Source organism: Pantoea sp. X-Soil-TKNS-1207 (assembly GCF_059730485.1).
This window is the reverse complement of record NZ_AP035960.1, coordinates 269,609-292,522: the sequence shown is the minus strand read 5'-3', so window position 1 is coordinate 292,522 and position 22,914 is coordinate 269,609. Positions and strand designations below refer to the sequence as shown.

At 51.3% G+C, this 22,914-nt stretch carries 19 protein-coding genes and 4 pseudogenes; 16 read left to right on the top strand and 7 right to left on the bottom strand.

Features of this window, described 5'->3' with window-relative positions; all coding sequences use genetic code 11:
- Nucleotides 1–18 precede the first annotated feature (18 nt).
- A pseudogene (locus AC6I8V_RS24620) lies at nt 19–1,044 on the bottom strand (alpha/beta hydrolase).
- A gap of 196 nt (nt 1,045–1,240) precedes the next feature.
- Between AC6I8V_RS24620 and AC6I8V_RS24615 the strand changes: the two are divergent.
- The 5 genes and pseudogenes from AC6I8V_RS24615 to AC6I8V_RS24595 all read left to right on the top strand — a co-directional run.
- Nucleotides 1,241–1,933 (top strand): heavy metal response regulator transcription factor, encoded by a 693-nt coding sequence (locus AC6I8V_RS24615; RefSeq protein WP_497847017.1) that lies wholly within the window; start codon nt 1,241–1,243, stop codon nt 1,931–1,933.
- A pseudogene (locus AC6I8V_RS24610) lies at nt 1,926–3,371 on the top strand (heavy metal sensor histidine kinase). Before AC6I8V_RS24615 ends, AC6I8V_RS24610 begins: the two are co-directional and overlap by 8 nt.
- Nucleotides 3,372–3,436: 65 nt before the next feature.
- Nucleotides 3,437–3,904, top strand: a complete 468-nt coding sequence (locus AC6I8V_RS24605) for a (R)-mandelonitrile lyase (protein ID WP_497847016.1) — start codon at nt 3,437–3,439, stop codon at nt 3,902–3,904.
- Nucleotides 3,882–4,631, top strand: a complete 750-nt coding sequence (locus AC6I8V_RS24600; RefSeq protein WP_497847015.1) for a carboxymuconolactone decarboxylase family protein — start codon at nt 3,882–3,884, stop codon at nt 4,629–4,631. The genes AC6I8V_RS24605 and AC6I8V_RS24600 overlap by 23 nt, the downstream gene beginning before the upstream one ends.
- A 31-nt stretch (nt 4,632–4,662) precedes the next feature.
- Nucleotides 4,663–5,463, top strand: a pseudogene (locus AC6I8V_RS24595) (alpha/beta hydrolase); the annotation flags it as partial.
- A 239-nt stretch (nt 5,464–5,702) separates the two neighbouring features.
- Here AC6I8V_RS24595 and AC6I8V_RS24590 read toward each other — a convergent pair.
- The 4 genes and pseudogenes from AC6I8V_RS24590 to AC6I8V_RS24575 all read right to left on the bottom strand — a co-directional run.
- Nucleotides 5,703–6,101, bottom strand: a complete 399-nt coding sequence (locus tag AC6I8V_RS24590; RefSeq protein WP_497847014.1) for a hypothetical protein — start codon at nt 6,099–6,101, stop codon at nt 5,703–5,705.
- A 1-nt stretch (nt 6,102) separates the two neighbouring features.
- Entirely contained in the window at nt 6,103–6,444 is a 342-nt protein-coding gene (locus tag AC6I8V_RS24585) for a hypothetical protein (protein ID WP_497847013.1), read from the bottom strand.
- Nucleotides 6,445–6,621: 177 nt separating this feature from the next.
- Nucleotides 6,622–6,867 carry a hypothetical protein gene (locus AC6I8V_RS24580; protein ID WP_497847012.1) on the bottom strand — a complete coding sequence of 82 codons (246 nt, stop codon included), beginning with the start codon at nt 6,865–6,867 and terminating at the stop codon, nt 6,622–6,624.
- A gap of 332 nt (nt 6,868–7,199) precedes the next feature.
- A pseudogene (locus AC6I8V_RS24575) lies at nt 7,200–8,876 on the bottom strand (UvrD-helicase domain-containing protein); the annotation flags it as partial.
- Between the two features lie 72 nt (nt 8,877–8,948).
- Here AC6I8V_RS24575 and AC6I8V_RS24570 point away from each other — a divergent pair.
- The 8 genes from AC6I8V_RS24570 (at nt 8,949) to AC6I8V_RS24535 (ending at nt 19,197) form a co-directional block, all read left to right on the top strand.
- Complete coding sequence (locus tag AC6I8V_RS24570) at nt 8,949–10,985, top strand: beta-galactosidase (RefSeq protein ID WP_497847011.1); 2,037 nt, start codon at nt 8,949–8,951, stop codon at nt 10,983–10,985.
- Complete coding sequence (locus tag AC6I8V_RS24565; protein ID WP_497847010.1) at nt 10,985–12,406, top strand: MFS transporter; 1,422 nt, start codon at nt 10,985–10,987, stop codon at nt 12,404–12,406. Before AC6I8V_RS24570 ends, AC6I8V_RS24565 begins: the two co-directional genes overlap by 1 nt.
- 87 nt (nt 12,407–12,493) lie before the next feature.
- Entirely contained in the window at nt 12,494–13,372 is an 879-nt protein-coding gene (gene araC / locus AC6I8V_RS24560; RefSeq protein WP_497847009.1) for an arabinose operon transcriptional regulator AraC, read from the top strand.
- A 99-nt stretch (nt 13,373–13,471) separates the two neighbouring features.
- A complete protein-coding gene (locus AC6I8V_RS24555; RefSeq protein WP_497847008.1) occupies nt 13,472–14,350 on the top strand; it encodes a helix-turn-helix transcriptional regulator in 879 nt (292 codons plus the stop codon).
- 139 nt (nt 14,351–14,489) lie between these two features.
- Entirely contained in the window at nt 14,490–15,854 is a 1,365-nt protein-coding gene (locus tag AC6I8V_RS24550; protein ID WP_497847007.1) for a glycoside-pentoside-hexuronide (GPH):cation symporter, read from the top strand.
- Nucleotides 15,851–17,467 (top strand): glycoside hydrolase family 43 protein, encoded by a 1,617-nt coding sequence (locus AC6I8V_RS24545; RefSeq protein WP_497847006.1) that lies wholly within the window; start codon nt 15,851–15,853, stop codon nt 17,465–17,467. Before AC6I8V_RS24550 ends, AC6I8V_RS24545 begins: the two co-directional genes overlap by 4 nt.
- Before the next feature lie 81 nt (nt 17,468–17,548).
- Nucleotides 17,549–18,079 carry a TetR/AcrR family transcriptional regulator gene (locus AC6I8V_RS24540; RefSeq protein ID WP_497847005.1) on the top strand — a complete coding sequence of 177 codons (531 nt, stop codon included), beginning with the start codon at nt 17,549–17,551 and terminating at the stop codon, nt 18,077–18,079.
- The gene (locus AC6I8V_RS24535; protein WP_497847004.1) at nt 18,076–19,197 is read left to right on the top strand and encodes an MFS transporter; all 1,122 of its coding nucleotides are present in this window, start codon (nt 18,076–18,078) and stop codon (nt 19,195–19,197) included. Before AC6I8V_RS24540 ends, AC6I8V_RS24535 begins: the two co-directional genes overlap by 4 nt.
- 68 nt (nt 19,198–19,265) lie before the next feature.
- Here the strand turns inward: AC6I8V_RS24535 and AC6I8V_RS24530 are convergent, their stop codons facing one another.
- Nucleotides 19,266–19,679 (bottom strand): winged helix-turn-helix domain-containing protein, encoded by a 414-nt coding sequence (locus tag AC6I8V_RS24530; RefSeq protein ID WP_497847003.1) that lies wholly within the window; start codon nt 19,677–19,679, stop codon nt 19,266–19,268.
- A gap of 402 nt (nt 19,680–20,081) precedes the next feature.
- Here AC6I8V_RS24530 and AC6I8V_RS24525 point away from each other — a divergent pair, with 402 nt between their 5' ends.
- Complete coding sequence (locus tag AC6I8V_RS24525) at nt 20,082–21,149, top strand: colicin-like pore-forming protein (RefSeq protein WP_497847002.1); 1,068 nt, start codon at nt 20,082–20,084, stop codon at nt 21,147–21,149.
- A 20-nt stretch (nt 21,150–21,169) separates the two neighbouring features.
- On the opposite strand, the gene AC6I8V_RS24520 is transcribed toward AC6I8V_RS24525, so the two are convergent.
- Nucleotides 21,170–21,499, bottom strand: a complete 330-nt coding sequence (locus AC6I8V_RS24520) for a colicin E1 family microcin immunity protein (RefSeq protein WP_497847001.1) — start codon at nt 21,497–21,499, stop codon at nt 21,170–21,172.
- A gap of 236 nt (nt 21,500–21,735) precedes the next feature.
- On the opposite strand from AC6I8V_RS24520, the gene AC6I8V_RS24515 reads away from it, so the two are divergent.
- The gene (locus AC6I8V_RS24515; protein WP_497847000.1) at nt 21,736–22,158 is read left to right on the top strand and encodes an Exc2 family lipoprotein; all 423 of its coding nucleotides are present in this window, start codon (nt 21,736–21,738) and stop codon (nt 22,156–22,158) included.
- A gap of 331 nt (nt 22,159–22,489) precedes the next feature.
- Nucleotides 22,490–22,705, top strand: a complete 216-nt coding sequence (locus tag AC6I8V_RS24510) for a YdgH/BhsA/McbA-like domain containing protein (protein WP_497846999.1) — start codon at nt 22,490–22,492, stop codon at nt 22,703–22,705.
- Nucleotides 22,706–22,914: the final 209 nt, after the last annotated feature.

The following is a 22,914-nucleotide window of genomic DNA, read 5'->3' as shown; positions in this document are numbered from 1 at the left end:
CTGCCTGTTAATAGCGGTTTAAATATTCTTATCGAAGAAGGTATCTAACTTGCTCATCGCCTGGTCAACGTAGCGTGGTACCCAATAGGTTTCGATATGGGTGGCACCATCGATCAGGAACAGTTCTTTATTCTTTGTTCCTGTGGCCATTTTGAAGGCACTTTCGGTCATATAACGCGAGTCCGCTTTGGTTCCGGCCATCATCAACAGTGGTTGATTGATCAGATCCATATTGCTTTGCGCATCAAAGCTCATCAAATCAAGCAGGCTGCTGGTGGTATAGCGGAATGTTGAGTTCGGGTGAGCATGGGTTTTCCAGTAGTACTCGTAGCCCTGGCGGTAGAGATCGAACGGCAGTTTCGCGATCTGGTCATCTGTCAGGTTGGCATCGCCGGAGTAACTGACTTCACCGGTTGCGGCTTCTTTCGCGCGCGCATCGCTGGCCTGTTGCAGACGCGTCTGAATGGTGGAGATCTGTGAATCCTGATAACCATTGCGGCGCACACGGCCAGAGTCAAACATACTCAGCGTCGCCAGCGCTTTAAAACGCTTATCAGTCTGAGCAGCTTTTAATGAATAACCGCCACCACCACAGATGCCCAGCAAGCCAATGCGGGCGGTATCAACCCCAGGGTACTGGCTGATGTAGTCAGCCATGCCATGAATATCCTCGATGCGATTAGCGGGTTTATCAACGCTACGAGGCATACCCCCACTGGCACCCTGATAGGCCGCATCTGCGGTGATGGTGATGTATCCGTGTTCGGCCAGACGTTGTGCATACAACCCGGCAACCTGCTCTTTTACGCCACCATTTGGGTGGGCAACCACAATCGCCGGATATTTTTTCGCGGGATCGTAATTGGCTGGCGTATAGACATTCGCGGCAATTTGAATGCCGTGGAGATCGTATTTGACCGGATGGATATTGACCTGCCCCTAGACATTCGCGGTGATGGCACCGTCATACACGAGGGTGAACGGATTCTTTTTGTAATCAGCCGCCTGCACGGAGGCGACGCTGGCCATAGCGGTAAGCAGCATTGCATTTAACAGCGTGAATTTCATGGTATCTCCCGTTTGTCTGGCTCGTGAAAGCAAATATACGCGGCCAGATTAGGGAGGAACGGCTGTCAGCATGGTGACGGGTGAATAACATTTTTGTCAGGAAAGCGTCAGCGTGATGTTGGCAAGTCAGGGGCAGAATGGCCCCAGTTTATATTCAAGAGGAAAAAGCGTTATGCGCCTGTTGTTGGTCGAAGATGAAGAAAAAACATCAACCTATCTTCGTCGCGCTTTGGGCGAGTCCGGGTTCACGGTGGATGTCTCGGCGAATGGTGCTGAAGGGTTGCATTACGCGCTGGAGTTCGATTACGACGCGATCATCCTTGATGTCATGCTACCAGGAATGGATGGTTATCGGGTACTGGAAGGTATGCGCTCCAGCAAACAGACGCCGGTGTTGATGTTATCTGCACGGGGATCGGTTGATGAACGCGTCAAAGGGTTACGGCTTGGGGCAGATGATTATCTCCCCAAACCCTTCTCGCTGATTGAGTTGGTCGCCCGCATTCAGGCACTGGTTCGTCGCCGCTCAACCGATGGCGCGGATATCACACAACTGCATATTCATGATTTGCAGGTAGACCTGCTGTCCAGACGGGTAAGTCGCGCGGGTATCCGGCTGGAACTGACAGCGAAAGAGTTTGCCTTGCTGAGTCTGCTGGCCCGCCATCAGGGGGAAATTTTGTCGAAGATGATGATCGCTGAACAGGTATGGGACATGAATTTTGACAGCGACGCCAACGTGGTTGAGGTCGCGATAAAACGCTTACGCGCCAAAGTTGATACCCCGTTTGAGGTCAGGTTACTGCATACCGTGCGCGGGATGGGGTATGTCCTTGAAGTCAGACCGGAAGATCAGCATGGTTAAGCGATCTATCTCGGTACATCTGGCATTGATGTTTGCGTTATCCGCGCTGTTGATTGTCACCGGGATCGGCATTTTGTTGCGCGGCTCGTTGCATGACTCGCTGCAAAAACAGATGCACAACGAACTGTTGTTCCGGCAATCATTAATGAGTCCGTGGAACACAGCGCGAACCTCAGCGAATGACTGGTCTACGCTGGCGAATAAATTCACCGTGTTAGCCAACTCTGAGGGGGAGCGTGTGCGCTACTGGATAGTCAGCGCCGACCCGCGCTTCAACGTCGGCGGCGCGCCACCGGTGGGGGTTCAGTGGTCGTCTTTGCAGGAAGGTTTTAACAAGATGCCCGGTGCATCAGACGGCGTCTGCTCGCTTTTCCTGTTGGTCAAAACCATCCCTGCCAATGGCGAACGACCAGCGTTGCGCTTTATCGTCGCCATCGACTCCACACCGTACATGGGCACACTGGATGCCTTTACTCGCACGCTATTGATGATTGCCATAGTGGGTGTGTTGATCGTTGCGTTACTGGGCTATGGCGTCTCAAAAATTGGTCTGCGGCCGGTGGGCACGCTGGGCAAACAGGCGCAACTGCTCGCACCGGGCGATCATGGTCAACGGCTGGATACCACCGCTTTACCCGGAGAATTACAGCAGTTGGCTGCATCATTTAACGGTGTCCTGGAACGACAGGAGATTGCCTGGCGACAGCTCGAAAGCTTTAACGCGGACGTCGCGCATGAACTCCGCACGCCGCTCACCAACCTGATTGGTCAAACGCAATTGGGTTTATCACGTCGACGTTCACAGGATGAGTTGGAAGAGTTATTGGGTTCCAACCTTGAAGAGCTTGAGCGGATGACATCCATCGTTAATGACATGCTGTTTCTGTCCCATGCGCACGCCGGTGAACATGCAGCTCAGCTCACGCAGGTCTCACTACGCGAAGAGACGTTGAAAACAGCTGAATATGTCGAACCCTCATTTGCGGAAAAACAGCTTTCTCTGGCAGTACAGGGTGATGTCAGGATCGATATTGATCGGCGGTTATTTCACCGTTCGCTGGCTAATCTCCTGGAGAATAGCGCAAGGCATGCGCCAGACAACAGTCAGGTGACCGTTCAGTTAAGCGAGAACAATAATCAGGCCCGTGTTGCGGTTTCCAACCCGGGTGATCCCATCGCACCGGAGCAGTAGCATCGGCTTTTTGAACGCTTTTATCGGGTTGACTCCTCTCGCACCCGCAGCGATACCCATCACGGGCTGGGCCTGTCGATCGTCCGTGCCGTGGCAATTATGCACCGGGGGGAGGTCTTTGCGTACAGTGAAAGCGGCATCAATACCTTTGGGCTGACCTTTGCCAGGCAACCGGATACGGAGCGAAGCGCTATTCCACCCACGGGTCGCCCAACTGACAAAATTGTCAGGGAAGCGTCAGTCTGATGACATTTCACCCTCGTTAGAATCATGGCTGGTTCTCCCCTTCATCAATGAAAAGGACGCTCAGCATGACCGGAAAAATACGTTACCTCGGGCTATTACTGCCCCTCTTCACTTTTGCGTCTTCGGCTGAGACGCAAAGTTTGTCCCCCGCAGGCAGTCAAAACGCGTTATATGGACCCGCGGACAACTTTACCGGGCGAGTCCGGGTTGATCCGTTATTCAAACCCGATAAGGACATCAATGTTTCGGCGGCGTATGTCACCTTTGAACCTGGTGCTCGTTCCGCTTGGCATACGCATCCGGCAGGCCAGCGACTGATCGTGACCGCTGGTGTGGGGCTGACGCAGCAGGAAGGCCAACCGGTACAGATCATTCGTGCGGGTGATGTCGTGTCATGCCCGCCTGGCGTCAAACACTGGCATGGTGCCGCCGCTGGCAGTGCCATGACACACCTGGCGATCACCGGGAATGTCAATGGCAGCAACGTTAACTGGATGGAGAAGGTGACTGATGAACAATACCACGCCCATTAAAGTATTGACCGCGGCGGTGTTGCTGATGCTGGGTAGCAGTCTCACGGTGCATGCTGCGCCAGTGACGACCGGGCAGCAGGAACACACCGTGTCATCCACGTTGTCGGCAAGCCAACAGGCCATTCCGTTAATTGCCGCGTATATGGCAACCAGCCAGATGGAAAAGCTGAATACTGCGCTGAATCAGGGGCTTGACGCAGGATTAACGGTTAACGAAATCAAAGAAGTTTTGGTTCAGCTGTATGCCTATACCGGCTTTCCGCGCAGCTTAAATGCGTTAAATGCCCTGATGAAGGTGGTTGAAGCGCGTCAACAACGCGGAATCCACGATATCAAGGGTAACGAGCCAACCACACCGATTCCGGTCGGGGATGAACTTCGCCGGGTGGGTATCGCTAACCAGACCAAAATCTCTGGTGCCCCCGTCCAGGGGCCATTGTTTGATTTCGCGCCAGTGATTAATCAGTACCTGCAAACCCATTTGTTCGGGGACATTTTTGCCCGTGACAACCTCGACTGGCAAAGCCGCGAACTGGCAACCGTCGGAGCACTAGCCGCCACCCCTGGCGTTGAAGCTCAGTTGTTATCTCATATGCGCGCCAGCCAGCGCGTCGGCCTGACGGCAGGACAACTGCGGCAGCTGGTGCAGATCCTGCGTGAACACGGCGAACAAGATGCAGCCATGCGGGCTGAGCATGCGCTGCAACAGGCACGGATTGATCCGTGATCCGCAGCAACCCTTCACAGAGGAGATAACCTTGAAGACCCTTTTAACCACGCTGCTGATGTGCATCATGGCTCAGTCCGTGCAGGCCGAGCCACTCGTTATTCAGGAGCAAGGAAGTTTTGCCGCTGGTGGCAGCGTTATCACCGCTCCTGCCAAATTTGAGACGAAAAATCCGCTGGATTCTGCCGGTCAAACTTATCATGGCGATCACGCGCAAGTGTTCTACCAAATCCCGGTAAAACCCCACAAATACCCAATTGTCATGCTGCATGGCGCGGGACAGTTCTCCCGGACCTGGGAAACGACGCCGGATGGTCGCGAAGGCTTCCAGAATATTTTTCTACGTCGCGGTTTTTCAACTTATCTGGTTGATCAGCCCCGTCGGGGAGGCGCTGGCCGCAGCACTGTCGCAGGCACCATCGCACCCAAGCCGGATGAGCAGATGTGGTTTAATCAGTTTCGCCTTGGTGTCTGGCCCAACTATTTTCCAGGCGTTCAGTTCTCTCACGACAAAGCGGCCCTGAATCAGTATTTCCGCCAGATGACGCCGAACACCGGGTCATTTGATGTCAATGTTATTTCTGACGCCATGTCAGCTGTGGTTGATAAATCCGGTCCGGCTATCCTCTTCACCCACTCTCAGGGGGGTGGTCCTGGCTGGTATACCGCGATGAAAAACCACAAGGTGAAAGCCATTGTGGCTTTTGAACCGGGTAGCGGCTTTGTTTTCCCCGCGCAAGAGCTGCCCGCCCCAATGCCGAGTGCCTTCGATACGTTGAAAGGTGAACCCGTGCCAATGGCACAGTTTATGGCGCTGACCAAAATCCCCATTAGAAAAGAACATGAGTTTCAGCGTTTGGCTGACTAATTATAAAATCACGCGACACCCGCCAGGATGTAATGAGGGTGGCATAGCTAACGATGCCGATCAGCATAATTATCACTATGGGTTGGTTCTTTTACCGGCCGCGCTATCGGCAAAACAACCAACTTATTTCACGCCTTCACTGGCATCGGTTTAGTTGATTGGTGGCTGTGGACAGTGGAGAATGGAAAGCCAATAAATGCGCGTTAATAATATTTAAGAATGCCGCTACGTGAACTTTTTTCTCTTTGCATTTCCCTTGTCGGCATGATGATCTCTCCCTTCAATACTTCACAGCTCATCGTATAGATACTCGAACCATCGTGAAAATCCAGGTAGCCGGTGAACCATTCTGCGCTTACAGGAAAGTGAGTACCAAAATCGAAAATTTTTTCCGCATTCAACTCAGGATCAACCAGCTTTATCTGTTGCAGTAGCAGACGGTCATCGGTAACCGACCATTCTGCCACATACCCGCGCCAGCAGGCGGTGATTACTGGATGAAAACTGATGTTTTTGCTCTTCAAATAACCGTCCAGTGGATAATTAAGAAGATAATACTTTTCTGACCCGATCGTAATCTTTTCTCTGATCTGAGCTGTCATATCATTTCGTCTCCTCGAAAATATTTTCCATGCCAGAGTTATAATTCGTGCATATCAGCGTGCCACTTTCATCATTAATTAGCCAGGCGTAATCACTGGCTTCATCATCGTTAGATATGACCACGCAGACAAAATCATTGATTTTTTCAATCGTCTTGTCCTGTTGATTCAGATGTTGTCTGAGGCTGGACATTGAACGCGGTTTTTCTATATGTTTGCTCAAGCCCGGATACATACTAAATCTTGCGATATGCTTCAATACCATATCTACCGTAAGGCCAGACTGGCTGAAGAAACGCCTGTCTACACTCCAACAAAGATCGACACCACCAAATTCATCCATAAATTCGTCGGATACCATATCCAGCATATAATGCGGTTTTGGAACGTCGCTGAGTCGCCAGGGTAAATATCTTCTGTTGTTTTTTATTCGAAAGATCGTTTTTTCAGGGGGCGTAACAAGCCAGTACGTGACTTCCTTGCGGCGGAAAGGGGTATTGTCAGGTTCTGGTTCTTTCCTCTAAATGTGGCAATTTTTGTGTATTTTCAGGAGGTTTAAAGCTGCATTTTTCTCCCTGAATTGGATAGCGAATGCATCACACCCTGGACTCTCTTTGAAAGGAATGAATCCAGATCCTGCACAACGAGCATCAGCAGCACGGTCAAAATCGTAGTCATATTCTTCGAAATCTTCGAAAAGAAATTCCGGATCGACCAGAAGGTAACTATAAGGTTCAGATGTCAATTTATCACTACTGGGTTTCATATCCCGATTTCCTCTCCCTGTCAGGTTTACCTTGAGTCAGAGACGGCTATATTTAAATGCTATTTCTTATCCTCAGAAGAGGACAACACTTTTTGCAATCTCTCATAATTTGCTCTAAATAACGGATCTTTCAGTTTAATCTCTATCAGGCTGTTCAGATCGGTCGTGGCATTTTCAATAAGCGGGGGCTGGTCTTGATTCTGGTTTCGGCTAATGTCGGCTAAAACGTCGTTGATCGTTTTCCGAAAATCCAGTCTTGGTCGCGCATCAGACTTCTGTACTGATGCACCAGATGTTGGTGCCTGCAATCGGGATGGATTGCGCTTATTGCTTTTATATCCGCAATCCGGAAAGTTTGAACAGGAATGAAATTCTCCATATGGACCAGAGCGCAGCACCATGACACCCTGTTTACAGAGCGGGCAACTCTCTTCCTGAATCGCTCTCCCATCGACGTCAGTAATCGTAATTTTCCCGTCCTGTCTGAGTTCACGCAGAAAACTGGAATTTTTCCCTTTCACGGTAAACATTGCCACACTGCGTCGCGCACGGGTCATGGCGACATAAAACAACCGGCGTTCTTCACCCAGCGGAAATTTATCGCCATCAGGCATGGCCATAGCGAGGATGGGGTCATCAGTACGCGTGTTAGGAAAGCTACGTCCCCGCGAGATACTGATCATTTCTGGCAGGATCACGTAGTCAGCTTCACTGCCTTTGGAACGATGGATAGTCAGAAATGACACATTGACCCAGTGATCGAATCGGCCTACTCGTGACGGTAGGTATTGGCGATCGCTGTTATAGCGTCCAAGGATGAAGACGGACACCTTACCGTCGCGGCCTGGAGGGATTGAGCCATCACGTACCTTTTCCGCCAGTGTCATAACAAACTGATCGACTGCATCGGCCAGCTTATCTTTGCTGTCTGCCTGGAATGCCTGAAGCACCGGACCATGAGCCGGTGTGGCAGAATGAACCGATTTAGCAATCTGCGCCGGATTTTTAGCGATGAAGGTGCTGGATATATCGCACAATGTCTGCGGACAGCGGAATGTTTGCTCAAGTTTCAACACCTGCCCGTGGCCGAACCACTGTTTAAAACCGGTCATTACCGAAACATCGGCACCTGCAAATCGGTTGATAGACTGCCAGTCGTCGCCCACCGCGAAGAGAAATCTGTGCGGTTTTTGCACCAACGCACGGCACAAACGCGCTCGTGCACGCGAGGCGTCCTGGAACTCATCAGCCATCACCAGTTCATAGGGGGCTACGTAGCGACCACTCTCCAGATGGCTTGCCGCCAGATTGAGCATATCCTCGAAATCGATACTCCCTTCCGCCCTTAACGCTGAGTCCCATGCTGCAAGGATAGGTTCAACAATATCCAGGAACATTTGATAGCGATTAACGAATGTGCCTCCCGGTAAATCTTTCAGCCGGTGGCGTAATACGTTTATGCTCAGAGAATTACTTTTTACATGACTGATGAACGTCCGCACTAATCCAACCAGTTCCACGGATTCCATTGGCTTCTGCCCTTTCGGAGGAATTGGCCGGTCCGGATTAGGGTCAAGAATTATCCCGAGAGAGGTAAGTTTGCTTGCAAGGCGCTGTAAATCGTTACCCTGGCGCAGGCCGTACGAGGTGGTTTCAAACAGCGATGTGCCCCTGTCATAGTGCAACTGTCGCTTCCAGTGGACACCATCCAGATAGCCTTCGAAATTGTCGGGAGGTAAACCCTGGGCGTTTAGGGCGAAATGTTCGTGGTAAAGCTCCAACTCGGGGTAATAGAAATCCGGCCTATACTGGCGATGGTCTTCATCAGCGGTCTCATATTGGTAACTGCCTTCGTAGTAGTATTCGACCCCCTGATAGAAAAGCCAGTCAGCTATCATTTTTTCTTCCAGGCTCTTTACTGTCTCGCCATTGGCGGTGCGCAACCGCCCTGTCCCCTGAGCATCCCATGAGTCAACGATGTCAGCTCCGCCCGGTGCTGGCAGGCAGCGACATACTTCATCTTTCACCGGATCCCTTCAGATAACGTACCGCCCTATCGGTACTGAGATGAGGGAAGTGCAATGGATAAGCTGTTATACGGTGTCGCCTATTATCGTGAATATATGCCGGTAGAACGGCTGGATGAGGACATCCGTCTGATGAAAGCGGCCGGTATAAACGTGGTACGTATCGCGGAGAGCACCTGGAGCAGCTACGAGCGCCGGGACGGCGAGTTTGATTTTTCCAGCGTGCTGACCGTGCTCGAACGGATGTATGCCAACCAGATTGCCGTCATTATTGGCACCCCCACGTATGCGATACCCGTCTGGCTTGCCAAAAAGCACCCTTCCGTCATGGCCACAACGCCTCTGGGGGTGAACAAATATGGTCATCGGCAGAAAATGGATATTACCAGCCCAATCTATCTGCGTTATGCCGAACGTATCATCCGCGCGTTACTCGCCGCGACCGCCAACCACCCGGCGGTGATTGGCTATCAGATTGATAATGAATCGAAGTACTACGACACCTGCGGTGAACACGTACAGCGGGATTTTGTCGGGCATCTGAAACAACGTTTCGGCGGCGACCTGGAAAAACTCAACGCGGAATATGGTCTTAACTACTGGAGCAACCGGATTGATGCCTGGGAAGACTTCCCGCCGCTGGAGAGCACCATCAACGCCAGCCTTGGCGCGGCATTTCAGCAGTATCAGCGCCAGCTGGTGACTGATTTTCTCACCTGGCAGGCGCAGCTGGTCAGCGAATATCGTTTGCCCGATCAGTTCATCACGCACAACTTCGATTTCGAATGGCGCACATGGTCCTGGGGTATGCGTGGCGAGGTCGACCACTTTGCGGCATCATCCGCCCTCGATATCACCGGCGTCGATATTTATCACCCCAGTCAGCATCAGCTTACGGGTGCAGAAATTGCCTTCTGCGGCGACATTGCGCGCACCACAAAAGACAGCAATTACCTGGTGCTGGAAACTCAGGCTCAGGCATTTAAAAACTGGACGCCCTATCCGGGGCAATTGCGCTTGCAGGCCTTCAGCCATATTGCCTCGGGCGCAGCGATGATCGGCTACTGGCACTGGCACTCGCTGCATAATGCCTATGAGACATACTGGAAAGGTTTACTCAGCCACGACCTGCAACCCAATCCGGTGTATGACGAGGCTAAGCAGATTGGACAGGCGCTGGCGCGCTTATCGCCTCAGTTAACCGGGCTGAAAAAACAAAATCGGGTGGCCATCATCGTCAGTAATGATTCGCTGACGGCGATTGACTGGCATCCCTGGCAGGGGCACCAGTTTGGTCGCTCTAAAGAGCATCAATATAACGACCTGCTGCGCAGCTTCTATGACACGCTGTATCGTCTGAACATTGAGGTCGATATTCTCACCGTTGATGATCCGCGCCTGTCCCGCTATCAGTTGCTGGTTGCGCCCCTGCTCTACGCGGTTTCTGATGCATCGCTTCAGCGGCTAAATCAATTCGTCGCCGATGGCGGTCATATTCTGTATTCCTTCAAATCAGGCTTTGCCAATGAACATCTGAAGGTGCGTCATGAACGTCAGCCTGCGGTTATCCGTGAAAGCGTGGGGGCCAGCTATCAGCTGTTTGTTGAACCCCATGATGTCACCCTGCAATCCGACGTGCTGAACATCCCACCCGCTTTCGCTGCCGTCAGCCACTGGATGGAGTTGCTGGAGACTGATGGGCCGGATACAGAAGTCTGGGCGCGCTATCAGCATCCCTACTGGAAAAAATATGCCGCCATTGTGCATAAACGGCACGGTGCAGGTACGGCAACCTACGTGGGCTGCAACATAAGCGAAAACGCACTGGAAAGCGTGCTGACGCACTTACAACAACGACTTGAACTGAGCGCGGAGGCGGAACTTCACCGTTTTCCGCTTATCGTAAAGCGCGCCGTCAATCGCGCGGGCCATACCCTCCTCTTCTATTTCAATTATTCCAGTGCGTCTGTGGACGTCACGCTGACGTTCCACGCCGGGCGGGAATTAGTGAGCGATCAGCGCTATCAGCAGGGCAACACGCTGACGCTGGCTGACTGGGGAGTGGCGATTTTTGAACTGGAGAACGCGTGATGACACAACCTTCTGCTCATGAAGATCTGCAACGCATCGGCATCCGTGAACGCCTGGCTTTTGGCGTCGGCGACTACGGGACTAACCTGACCTATACGCTGATGGTGACCTTCCTGGCGTATTTTTACACTGACGTGGTGGGCATGTCGGCGCTATTAATTGGCTCACTGATGTTTTTCGCCCGTGTGCTGGATGGCGTCATCTGTATTTTCGTCGGCATTCGCATTGATAAAACCCGCTCGCGGATGGGTAAAGCGCGTCCGTGGGTGCTCTGGACGGCCATTCCCTTTGGGCTGTCGGCATTTTTAATGTCAACGGTCCCGGACGTTAGCGACGGCCTGAAAGTCGCTTATGTCTGCATCACCTATCTGCTGGCGAATATTTTCTTCACCGCGAACAACATCGCCTATGGCTCACTGCTGGCGCTTATCACCCGGGATAACTATCAGCGCGGCATTCTCAGCGTTTTCCGCAAAGGACTCTCGACCTGTGGATCCCTGACCGTGGGGGTTTTCACCCTGCCACTCGTCGCCTTTTTTGGTAACAGCAGAACGTCCTGGATTATCGTCTTCGCGATATTAGGTTTTTTCACGGCGCTGTTTCTGTTGCTGACCGCACTGGGAACGCGTGAACGCGTGGAGCCGGTGAGCAAAGACAACAGCAGGCGCATCAACGCCCGGCAGGTGGTGCATTCGATGCTGGCAAACCGCTACTGGTTAATCATCTTCTTTTATCTGCTCATCACCTTTACCAGCCTGACGGCGCTCTCCGCCGTCGGGGTTTATTACTCGAAGTATATTTTGTCTGACGTTTCACTGATTGCCTACATCAGCATGGCGCAATATATACCGGGCCTGCTGACCCTGATGGTGATTCCTCTGCTGTTGAAAAAAATGGGTAAGCGACGTCTGGCCGTGCTGGGATTACTGGTGTGCTGCGTGGCTTATCTGATCCCACTGATCAACAAACAGGAGGCGCTTTTTGTCATTGTCTCCACGGCGGTGCGCAGCGTGGGTTTCTGCGGCATTGGCGCCACCATGTTTGCGCTACTGGCCGACACCATCGATTACGGCGAATGGCGAACCGGTTTGCGCATTGAGGGGATCCTGTTCAGCGCGGGAACGCTGGGACAGACGCTGGGTATGGGGCTGGGTACGGCCAGCGTCGGCTGGATACTGGGCGCGGCGGGTTTTGTCAGCGGCGGCAATACACCGCAGCCCGCCGCAGTGATACAGACCATTGAGTTTCTGTTCATTCTCTTTCCCTTGCTGCTCGCCTTAATCAATCTGACCCTGCTCTGGTTTTATAAGCTGGATGATTTTTACCCGACGGTTGCCCATGATTTATCGGCAGGTCGTTACCAGCAGGCTAAAACATCCACGCTTTCTTCCGCTACGGACCGATGGCAAAGTCAGGAGTGAGGTTCACCTCAAATCTGACAGGCAACGCCAGCCTGAAACTGGCGTTGCCGTTATACTTCCCGCAATTCAACCACGGGATGGGTGCTGATGGCAGAGCTGAACGACGCAGAAATGGTGAACTTTTCACCTCTGATGAGGAGTTTCACCTTTAATGCATTTATGGTGTCCGGGTTTACCCCGATAAGTCCTGGCAGCAGGCTCGATTATTTCATTCATCGCCCTAATGGCATGAAAGGTTATATGCTCAACCTGACGCTAAACGGGAAAGGCGTCATTCACCACGCGGAGGGGGAGTTTCACTGTCAGGCAGACGAAATGCTGCTGTTTCCTCCCGGCGTTCTCCACCATTACGGCCGCGCCAGGGAAAGCCCTGGCTGGGATCATCTATGGATCTATTTCATCCCTCGTCCTTACTGGATTGACTGGCTGCACTGGGACCGTGCCGAAGGAAAAATTGGCCGAATGCAACTGACAAACGCGGCCGACAGCCAGCAGATGGCGCACTGGTTTAAAGACGTTATCCGCTGGAATGCGGCATCAGATCCACTTGCCGAAGCCATGGCAATGAACACGCTGGAGCGCATTATTCTGCAACTGTTCCAGCGCCAGCCTGCCAGCAATCGCCATAACCGCGATCCGCGCATCCAGACGGTGTGCCATTATCTCAATGAGCATCTCGCTGAAGATATCCGGGTTGAAGATCTGGCGAGAATGACCTTTATCTCCTCGTCGCGTCTGGCCCATATTTTCAGAAAAGAAATGGGCAATACCATTTATGGCTGGCGTGAAAGTCAGCGCATTTCCCGCGCCTGTGATTTGTTGCAGCAGACACAGCTTTCAATAACGCAGATTGCGCGCGCAGTCGGGTACGAGGATCCGCTCTATTTTTCGCGGATATTCAGTCAGCATCACCAGCTGAGTCCGCGCGAATATCGTAAGAAGTTTGAACGTATGCCGATGTTTTAAATCTGCGTGTATTCAGCGGTTTTTATAAGGAATTTGCTTCTGATGTCGGATTCAGACCACTATTTCGAACGCATTGAGACCACCCCGGACGCGGACTACATGTTGCGCGCCCGCGAGGGGGTTCCGCATAACGGGGTTTACATCAGGCCGCATGTTCATCTGGAACACGAGATCATGTGGTTTCATCGTTCCAGCGGTTTTTTTACCATCGGCAGTGAAAAGTTCCGCATCACCGACAAGACGCTGGTATTTGTTTCCTCCATGATCCTGCATGATATGGAACTGGCTTTTACGCCCGACCATGAGCGTTTTCTTTTCCAGTTCGATCATGCCGTACTCAACAGGCTGAAGTTCCCGTTTCCTGACCCTCGCCCACTTGACGGTTTCGTGCTGCGTCTGAATGAGCGGGATGCGGAAAGGCTGCAATGTGTTTTTAGCTGGTTTACTGAACTGCATGATGAGCCTTTTACGTCGGGTGAAGCGGATTCGCTTTTGATCCTGCTGCTGAACACCGTCTATTCACATGCACAGCGGGCAGACAAGGTGCGGGTGAATCAGGCAAATAACAGCACGTTCGATAATATTATCGACTTTGTCGTAAAAACTGAGCGGAATAAAACCTTTAGCATCTCACTGAATGACGCGGCTGCTCTGTGCAGGCTTTCACCCAGCCACTTTTCCCGATCGTTTAAAAAAATAATGCAACTGAGCTTTAAAGATTATCTGCTCAGGAAAAAGCTGGCACTTTCTGCCGAGCTGCTGAGGAACACCGAGCTAAGCATCACGGACATTGCCTATCAGTGCGAGTTTACGGACAGCGCATACTATTGCTTTAAATTCAGAACGTTAATGGGCGTGACGCCGAAAAAGTTCAGAATGAACAGCCGTTCGACCCGGCAGCTTTCTACAAAACATGACGCCATCCCCTCTGACGCCGGTTTACCGCGTACGGAGAGCGACGTTTTACAGAAAGAGTGATCCAGGCTTCAGCAGAAGAGCAGAAAAATTATATAAATCCCCTTCTCCTCTACATTCCGACGCGCTGATAAAGCTTATTTTTGATACCGAAACGATAATTTGCTGCCCCGGCAAAACAATAAAATCCAAAGGTATCAATATGTCAGCACTCACCGTTAAAGAGAAAATTGGCTATGGGCTTGGTGATGGCGCGTCGAACATCATCTGGCAGACCATCATGCTTTTCATGGCGTATTTTTATACCGACATTTACGGCCTGAGCGCCTTTCATATGGGAACCATGTTTCTGGTCGTCCGTATTGTCGATGCCTTCTTTGATGTTTACGTCGGTTTTATTGCCGACCATACCGCGACCCGGCACGGCCAGTTTCGACCTTATCTGCTGTGGTTCTCCTTGCCTTTTGGGGTATTGGGCGCATTGACCTTTTTCACCCCGGATATCGGAGAAACGGGCAAAGTGGTTTATGCCTATGTCTCTTACACCGCGCTTTCATTGCTCTACACGCTGGTGAACGTTCCCTACTGCGCGATGATTAATAATCTGTCTAAGAGTCCCGAAGAACGTGTGTCCATGCAGTCTTACCGTTTTGCATTTGCCGCCATTGGCGGGATTATTGTCTCGATGATCGCGTTGCCGCTAACCAGAATATTAGGCGGTGGCAATTTGCAGCACGGCTATTTTTATTCGATGTTATTGATGGGCGGAGTCAGCACCCTGATGTTTTATCTCTGTTTCGCGCTCACGCGTGAACGTTACAGCCGCCCGGTGGAAAAAGGCCAGCGGTTTAGTAGCGTACTTGTCGGGCTGCGTCAGCTGGCGTCCGACCAGAACTGGAGAAGTCTGTTTATATTAAACGTTGTGAATCTGACCGCGGGTATTCTTAAGACCGGTGGTGCCATGTATTTCGTTACCTATTATCTGCAAAGTCCCGGACTGGTCAGCATGGTCCTGACCATTATTCTGGGTGCAAAACTTATCGGTTCGATGTTTACCACTCTCCTGTATGGAAAATCAGAACGCCTGAAAGCCTACAAGGGGGCGATGACATTACAGGCCGCGATCATGATGGGGTTATTCTTCATCCCTTCGGAGCATATTTACATTATCTGCGCCGTCATTGGCATCATTCATTTTATTAATTCCACGGCCACACCGCTGCAATGGAGTTTACTGAGCGATATTATCGATAATATAGAAAAGAAAGCAGGAAAATCATTCAGTGGCCTCGTGTTTTCAACCAATCTCTTTGCGATAAAAGTCGGTATTGCGATTGGTGGGGCATTAATCGGCTGGATGCTGACCATGGGCGGCTATGTTGGCAATGTAGCGGTACAGACGGACAGCGCAACGCTCTGCATCCGGCTGATCTTCACCATTATTCCGGCGCTGCTGCTGCTCAGCCTGATCTACATTCTGCGTAAATATAATCTCGACAACGCCCCCACGGATCTGAACGCAGATGCGGCTGCCTCCCGGTCTGAAGCAAAAGGAGAAGCACAATGACCAAAATTACCAACCCTATCCTGCCAGGTTTTAACCCGGACCCATCGATCATCTTTGCTAACGGCGCATTCTATATCGCCACCTCTACCTTTGAGTGGTTTCCGGGGGTTTGTTTATACAAATCCTTTGATTTGAAGAACTGGAAGTTAATTTCCTTTCCATTAAACCGCATCAGTCAGCTTGATATGACCGGGAACCCGGATTCCGGCGGGATTTTCGCTCCCTGTCTCAGCGTTTCAGACGGTGTTTTTTATCTGGTCTATACCGATGTCAAAAATCTGACCGGACGCTTCTGGGATGTGAACAATTATGTCGTTACCACGCGTGATATTGAAGGTGACTGGTCCGAGCCTGACTACCTGAATAGCCGCGGCATTGATCCCTCCCTGTTCCATAAAAGTGATGGGACAAAGTGGCTTGTCAGCATGGAACTGAGCTACCGGGACGGCGGGAAGCCGGGCTTTCCTCAGTGGAACGGGATCATTATTCAGCAATACGATGAAAAACGCCGCCAGCTGACTGGCGACTGCCACAAAATTTATGCAGGGAGTGAGCTGGGGACGACGGAAGGCCCTCACCTTTATGAACATGACGGCTGGTTTTACCTGCTTACCGCCGAAGGCGGCACGTTTTACAACCATGGCGTGACCCTGGCGCGCTCGCGCGCGCTGCTGGGACCTTACGAGACAGATCCGCTGGGGCAGATGATGACGTCGCGCTATGACTGTCGCCTTCCCCTCCAGCGCACCGGCCATGCCGATCTGGTCCGGGCAGCGACGGGAGAATGGTTTATGGTGCATCTCTGTGGCAGACCGCTGCCGGCGCGTGGCAGAAGCCCAATGGGCAGAGAAACGGCGATTCAGAAGGTTTACTGGAACCAGGATGGCTGGCTCCGGCTGATTAACGAAAGCACCGTGCCGGATCTGGAGGTTTATAGCGAGCTGGCGGAGCAACCCTGGTCTGAAACGGGGGGCGCTGACCTGCGTGCTGATTTTGATACCCCATCACTACCGCTGGAGTTGCAGAGCCTGCGTCTCCCTTTATCGGATAAAGTCTGCGACCTCCATTCGAGAAAAGGATGGTTGCGCCTGTTTGGCCGGGAGTCACTGAGTTCACACCATCATCAGAGCCTGATCGCCCGGCGGCAGACTGATTTTGCTTTTACAGCACAGACCTGTGTGGAGTTCCATCCCCGTTCTTTCCAGCATATGGCGGGTCTGGTCTGCTTTTATGATACGACAAACTATCTCTATCTTTATCTGACGCTTAATGCCCAGGGCCAACGCAGCATTAATCTGATGATTAACGATCTCAACCGCTTCAGTGAACCAACCGGCGACGGGATCGTGGTTCAGGGGCATGGGCCGGTTTATCTGAAAGTTGAGGTAAACCATGATGCCGCCTTCTTTTATTACTCCCTCGATGAACAAGAGTGGCACAGGGTCGGAGGTTACGTCGAATACAGCAAACTATCCGACGAATACTTCAAAGAGCGTGGGTTTGAGCGATTCACCGGGGCGTTTGTCGGGATCTGCTGCCAGGACTTTACCGGGGAGAATATGTATGCGGATTTCGATTATTTTGCCTATCACGCCGGGCCGGAAGAGGAATAATTCGACGCAGCGGCGCCCTGTTGAGGTAAAAAGTTCATCGCTATTTTTGCAAAAGTAAAACGATCGGTTTACTTTTACAGAATGAATAAAAAACAGGATATCCTTCAGGCGGCCGAGCGGTTGTTCTACCTCAACGGTTTTCACGCCACCAGTACCGACCGCATTTGCAGTGAGGCGGGTGTCTCTACCCGCACGCTGTATCGCTATTTTCCCTCGCGCGAAGCGCTGACCTGGGCGGTGATGGACGCGCGCAGCGATCGCTTCTTCGCTGCCCTGCTCGCCCCTGAAGATCCGCAGGCGATAAACCAGCTTTTTGATGTGATGAGCCGCTGGATGACAGAACACGGCACCAGAGGCTGTTTTTTTCTCAAAGCCTGGGGGGAGTATGCCGCAATGGATGCCACGCTGGCGGACAAGGCGATGGCATACCGCCACGCGATGCGCGCCTATATCGCCCGCTGCGTTGGTCAACCGAATACCGCGCTGACGGACGCTATCTGGCTGCTGTTTGAGGGCGTGCTGACCACGTCGCTGATCCTCGGGGCAGTTGCTGCCTGTGAGGCAGGTAAAATGGCCGCGCTTCAACTGCTCAGCGGCAGGGATGATGGATGAGATCTTCTGTCATACTGGGTCTGACCGGTTTTTCGCTGATCGCTATCACTTATGGTATGGCGCGCTTTGCCTGGGGGCTGATGCTACCCACCGTGATGCACGACATCCCTTTCACGCCGCGCCTGGCAGGCGTGCTTTCGGCTGGCAGCTTTGCGGCGTACTGCATCGCCGTGATGGTGGCTCCCCGCCTCACTGCCCGTGCCGGTCCCCGGCTTCCTGCTGCTTTCGCCGCACTTAGCGCAGCAAGCGGCCTCTTTCTGCTGTCCGTTGCCGGTTCTCCGCTGATGCTCGGCGTCGGGCTGCTCATCGCCGGACTGGGTGCGGGGTTCGCCTCACCGGCACTGGCTGCGGCTGTCAGCCAGCAGATTACCGTGGCGCGACAGCCGCAGATGAATACCGTGATTAACGCCGGAACCAGCGCAGGGATCATGGTATCCGTAGCGGTACTTTACTGGCTTCCCGGTGGCTGGCGCGGGGCGTGTGTGCTGTTTGGCCTGCTGGCATTGATCTGCCTGGTTCCGCTATGGCGGCGGCTGCCGGGTGACGTGCAGCATCTTCGCACAGCGCCATGGCAGCGTGCATTTCGCCAGCGCTCGCTGCTGCGTCTTATCCTGATTGCGTTTATCAGTGGGTTAGCCAGTGCCGCCTGGTGGAGCTTTGGGCCGGCGCTGCTGCAACGAATTGATGTGAAGGAAAGCACCGTCAGCCTGCTGTGGCTTATCGGTGGCGCTGCCGGCATTTTCGGGGCGCTCACCGGTCCGCTGGCGGAGCGCATTGGTATGGTGCAGGTTTATCGTCTCTCTCAACTCTGCCTGGCGGCACCGATATTGCTGCTGGCCCTGAGCCATCATTTTATCGGGTGGTTTTATCCTGCCGTTGCGCTGGGCGGAGCGGGCTATGTGACGCTTTCCGGTGTGCTGCTGGTATGGGGCGCGGCTGCGACAGAAAAGACACCCGCCACCGGCGTCAGTGTGCTGTTTTTCATGCTGGCTGCTGGTCAAATCGCCGGTTCTGTGCTTTTCGGTCAGCTTTATGTCGGAATCGGCACCGACAACGCGCTGCTGCTGTTTACCGCCCTGCCGTTGCTGATGTTGTTTGCTGTAAGGCGCAATCGCTAACCGCAGCGGATAACGTCTGCGGGCAATGTCTATCTGCTCAGCCATCGCACCAAAGTATCACGTCTTTTTTATTGAGTGTGCGTCTTACAGGATGGTGGGGAAGTCTGACTTTTTATTAATTTATCATGAACGGAAAGGAGTGTTTTCATTACCTTTAAGAAAAAACGACTCCTTACGCGAACGATAAAAACCCTGCGTCGGTAAGATAATATGCAACCATTTTTTATCGATGAGTTCAGACGCACCGCAGCACCCGAGTCATTTATCTTACTTTTCAATTTAAACGCCAGCTGAGAAAGGTTGTTCTGGCTGACAATGCCATGCCGATCGGGCCATAAGTGGTTAATGACAGTCTTAGCATCAACGGTCCTGTTCCTGTTTTTCACAAGAAGAAGATAGAGTGAAAACTCCATTCTGGTCAGAGATATTATTTTCCCTTCCGTGTAAATCGATCTTTCTAATTCATCGATAATTATATACATCACATCTCCTTTTGTTTTTATCCAGATCCTTCTGTCAGGTTACTACAGCAAGGCGGTGATGTATGGCAATACTTAAAATTCAGCATTCATAATGCGCCTCACATTTTCAAAGCGGGGATAACACTTTCGTTTACCTTTCGCTGAAGAACCAATAATGCCGTTTATTTTTCATTAAATTTTTATAACGCAACGTATTGATTAAAATAATTTCCCTTACCATCTGTTATTTAGTGTTCTGCGATGATTATTTTTTATTAATTCTGAGTGCCATGGGTTGCGAATGCTTTAACTCAGGATAAATATATGTCGGTCGGTTTTTTCCGCTGAGTGATAAAGAGTATTAAACGTAATCACTACCCTGAAATAAAAATATTATAACCTGTAATAAAATGGAGATTTAACATGTCAGGATATGGAGACGGTACAAACTGGAGTTCAGAGCGTGGTGACGGTGGCGGCTATGCCGGTTCCTCGGGTAACGCCGGTAACGGGATTAGCGGGAACGGCGGTTCAGTTAGCAATGGCCCGGTAATGAGTGTCAATAAGAGTATCGGTGACGGACTTGCCCGGCAGTTTGGCATAAATCCGGCTGAATTTGTCGGCTATGTGCTTGGCGCTGACGGCAATGTTCTGGGGATCACCCGGGGTCTGGTAGGTGACGCGTATGGCGTAAATCTGGGCTACCCTGCCGGCCCCACAGGTAACAGTGGAGCGGCTAACAGCGCAGCGCCAGGGGGCACGGTTCCCGCTAATGTCGATATTTCACCCGCCCGCGAGGCTGTGCTGAAAAAAGTCATTGAAGATAATGCGAAGTTTTTGAGTTCCGGTCAGAGTGGAACACGGATAACGCAGGCACGTAATCTGACGGATCTTGCCCTGTCAGAGCTTGCGATTATTTATGACACACGAAAAAATCAGCCGTCGGCCTCGGATCTTCAGGATGCACTGAAATTGGCTACTGACTTTTATTCAACAGCGGCTGATAAATTTGGCAGTAAAGCTTCCCAGCTTGCCCAGAGTTTTGCAGAACAGGCTAAAGGTAAAAAGTTGCGGAATGCCAGGGATGCACTAACTGCATTTGATAAGTACCGATATTCCATTGCTACCCGTTTTGGGGAGGTTGACCGGAAGGCCATTGCGAACGCGTTAAAGTCTGCTGATTACTCAGCGATCGCCAGAGATCTCAAACGGTATAGTAAGGCACTGGGTTATTACGGACCCATTTCTGATGTTGCGGATGTGGTCAATGAGATCAGAAAAGCACTGGAGACAAATACATGGAGACCTGTTTTCGAAAAGATTGAAACAATTGCCGCCGGTAAAGTGGCAACAGCCGCAGTGGCCTTGTCATTTGCTATTATTACCAGCACGCCACTCGGCATTATCGGCTACGCGGTGCTGATGGCACTGGTCGGGGCTATGATCAATGATGCTCTTATTGGCTCAATAAATAAATTCCTGGGTATTTAACATGTTGTGAAACCGGGTGATCATCCGGCTTTTTTGATATGCAGAAAATAATACAAAGCGCTCAGTGGGATCGCCAGGTAAAAACACAATAAAAAGAATAAAGCATTAATACCATACTGACCTATGTTCGGTGCAAAAAATCCCGAAGTCCAGAACGTCCTGCTGCTGAATTTCAGCGCAATTGTTTCAACTGCAAGTATGGCAAAGGGGTATAATACGCAACTGATTGCCGCATAAATCAATATGAGTCTGTATCTTATGCTGATTTCTATGTCATAAAATACATAAGCATGTAAGGAAAAGAGAATGACACCCCAGATAATATTCTTTCGGTAGTAGTTTATCGTCATGATCAAATTCCTTTTGAATGGTTTGGCTATCAGTTTCAATAAAAATCTCAGCGGCGATTATGCTATCAGATATTGGGAATAACATAAATATGGTTATTGCAAATTCAGCTGTATTTGATTACAGCATCTCAGCGCTATTTTTTTCGAAAAAATATTATGTCAGTCGCGCGTATTTATAATAAAATGGATTTCCAAATGGATGAAGTTAAATTGATTTATAACACATGGAGTGAAAATTGAACAACATTACCCGGCTTACCTTTATCACCGCTTTTCCCCTTTTGTTACTCAGTGGTTGCGCTCAGACACAAAACAGCGCCCAGCGCCATGCAAACCATTTTGTTATGGCCACGGCTGACGATGCATCGGGTCCCAATTTCCGCATGAACACGGCCGATTCTGCACGTATGGCCACGCCGTTTTTTGAACAGTTTTGGCAGCAGGGCAAGAAGGACCGTGCGTCTGGCGTCTCCCTGGAGGAAGCGCAGAAACGCACAGGCTACTTTCACAGTGATGAGTTTATAAACGCCATCAGGGGCAAATCCCGTTTTGCCGGGGCGGATTACAACCCGGACAAATCGATTTCACCGCGCTGGCGTAAAGAAATGGCAGAGGCTGTTTCAGCTACCTATATGGATGGATATCAGGGGATCGATTAGTCAGTGAGCTTGTTGTCCGTGCGTGCGAGTAAATAAACAGCCGGAAATACAGGGTTCACGATCTGGAGGGCCTCTCGCAGAGGCCCATTCCTTATGGCCTGATGGCCGGTGTGTGACGGCTAACTCAAAACCCTGCTGCGCAAAATCACCGGGTCAGGCAGCCCGGTCCCATCACACAATCGTTCCCGTCTATTGATAATCCCTATCGCCGCGATAGTTAGCATGATCACAATACCAGCATTTATTGTTAATATGATAATTATCACCATGGTTATTATTTCACCTATCGGAGGCACACAGCCTTCCACTCAAACAAACCAAGGATAAGACCATGAAAACTATCAAAGCTATGTCAATCGCCGCTGTTGCCGCTCTTTCACTGATGTCATTTGGCAGCTTCGCGCAGAGCGTTTCTGTAACCGATACAACCCTGGACGGCGCAGAGTCGCAGATTGCCGCACAGGCTCAGCAGCAGGGTGAACATTACAAAATCACCGAGGCTAACACCAACAACCTCGTTCATATGACTGCTGAACTGTACAAATAACAGATAGCCGCTGAAGGACTTTCTGACAAAGGCCGCCCACTGAGGCGGCTTTTTTTTGCCTCTGTCACGCTCCGTCAGGGATGGATATGCGCTGCGTGCGCAGGGAATGGGGCCATATCACATTATTTTAATTTCCTCTATAAAGAAAATATAAAATGTTTTGCCATAGCCTGGGTCGGCGTTAATATAAATGCTGTGGTAAAAGGATA

What these genes read in the sequence shown, in the direction of transcription:
- AC6I8V_RS24615 (WP_497847017.1), top strand. Translation starts at nt 1,241, where the DNA reads ATGCGCCTGTTGTTGGTCGAAGATGAAGAAAAAACATCAACCTATCTT.
- AC6I8V_RS24605 (WP_497847016.1), top strand. Translation starts at nt 3,437, where the DNA reads ATGACCGGAAAAATACGTTACCTCGGGCTATTACTGCCCCTCTTCACT.
- AC6I8V_RS24600 (WP_497847015.1), top strand. Translation starts at nt 3,882, where the DNA reads ATGAACAATACCACGCCCATTAAAGTATTGACCGCGGCGGTGTTGCTG.
- AC6I8V_RS24590 (WP_497847014.1), bottom strand. Translation starts at nt 6,101, where the DNA reads ATGACAGCTCAGATCAGAGAAAAGATTACGATCGGGTCAGAAAAGTAT.
- AC6I8V_RS24585 (WP_497847013.1), bottom strand. Translation starts at nt 6,444, where the DNA reads ATGGATGAATTTGGTGGTGTCGATCTTTGTTGGAGTGTAGACAGGCGT.
- AC6I8V_RS24580 (WP_497847012.1), bottom strand. Translation starts at nt 6,867, where the DNA reads ATGAAACCCAGTAGTGATAAATTGACATCTGAACCTTATAGTTACCTT.
- AC6I8V_RS24570 (WP_497847011.1), top strand. Translation starts at nt 8,949, where the DNA reads ATGGATAAGCTGTTATACGGTGTCGCCTATTATCGTGAATATATGCCG.
- AC6I8V_RS24565 (WP_497847010.1), top strand. Translation starts at nt 10,985, where the DNA reads ATGACACAACCTTCTGCTCATGAAGATCTGCAACGCATCGGCATCCGT.
- araC (WP_497847009.1), top strand. Translation starts at nt 12,494, where the DNA reads ATGGCAGAGCTGAACGACGCAGAAATGGTGAACTTTTCACCTCTGATG.
- AC6I8V_RS24555 (WP_497847008.1), top strand. Translation starts at nt 13,472, where the DNA reads ATGTTGCGCGCCCGCGAGGGGGTTCCGCATAACGGGGTTTACATCAGG.
- AC6I8V_RS24550 (WP_497847007.1), top strand. Translation starts at nt 14,490, where the DNA reads ATGTCAGCACTCACCGTTAAAGAGAAAATTGGCTATGGGCTTGGTGAT.
- AC6I8V_RS24545 (WP_497847006.1), top strand. Translation starts at nt 15,851, where the DNA reads ATGACCAAAATTACCAACCCTATCCTGCCAGGTTTTAACCCGGACCCA.
- AC6I8V_RS24540 (WP_497847005.1), top strand. Translation starts at nt 17,549, where the DNA reads ATGAATAAAAAACAGGATATCCTTCAGGCGGCCGAGCGGTTGTTCTAC.
- AC6I8V_RS24535 (WP_497847004.1), top strand. Translation starts at nt 18,076, where the DNA reads ATGAGATCTTCTGTCATACTGGGTCTGACCGGTTTTTCGCTGATCGCT.
- AC6I8V_RS24530 (WP_497847003.1), bottom strand. Translation starts at nt 19,679, where the DNA reads ATGTATATAATTATCGATGAATTAGAAAGATCGATTTACACGGAAGGG.
- AC6I8V_RS24525 (WP_497847002.1), top strand. Translation starts at nt 20,082, where the DNA reads ATGTCAGGATATGGAGACGGTACAAACTGGAGTTCAGAGCGTGGTGAC.
- AC6I8V_RS24520 (WP_497847001.1), bottom strand. Translation starts at nt 21,499, where the DNA reads ATGACGATAAACTACTACCGAAAGAATATTATCTGGGGTGTCATTCTC.
- AC6I8V_RS24510 (WP_497846999.1), top strand. Translation starts at nt 22,490, where the DNA reads ATGAAAACTATCAAAGCTATGTCAATCGCCGCTGTTGCCGCTCTTTCA.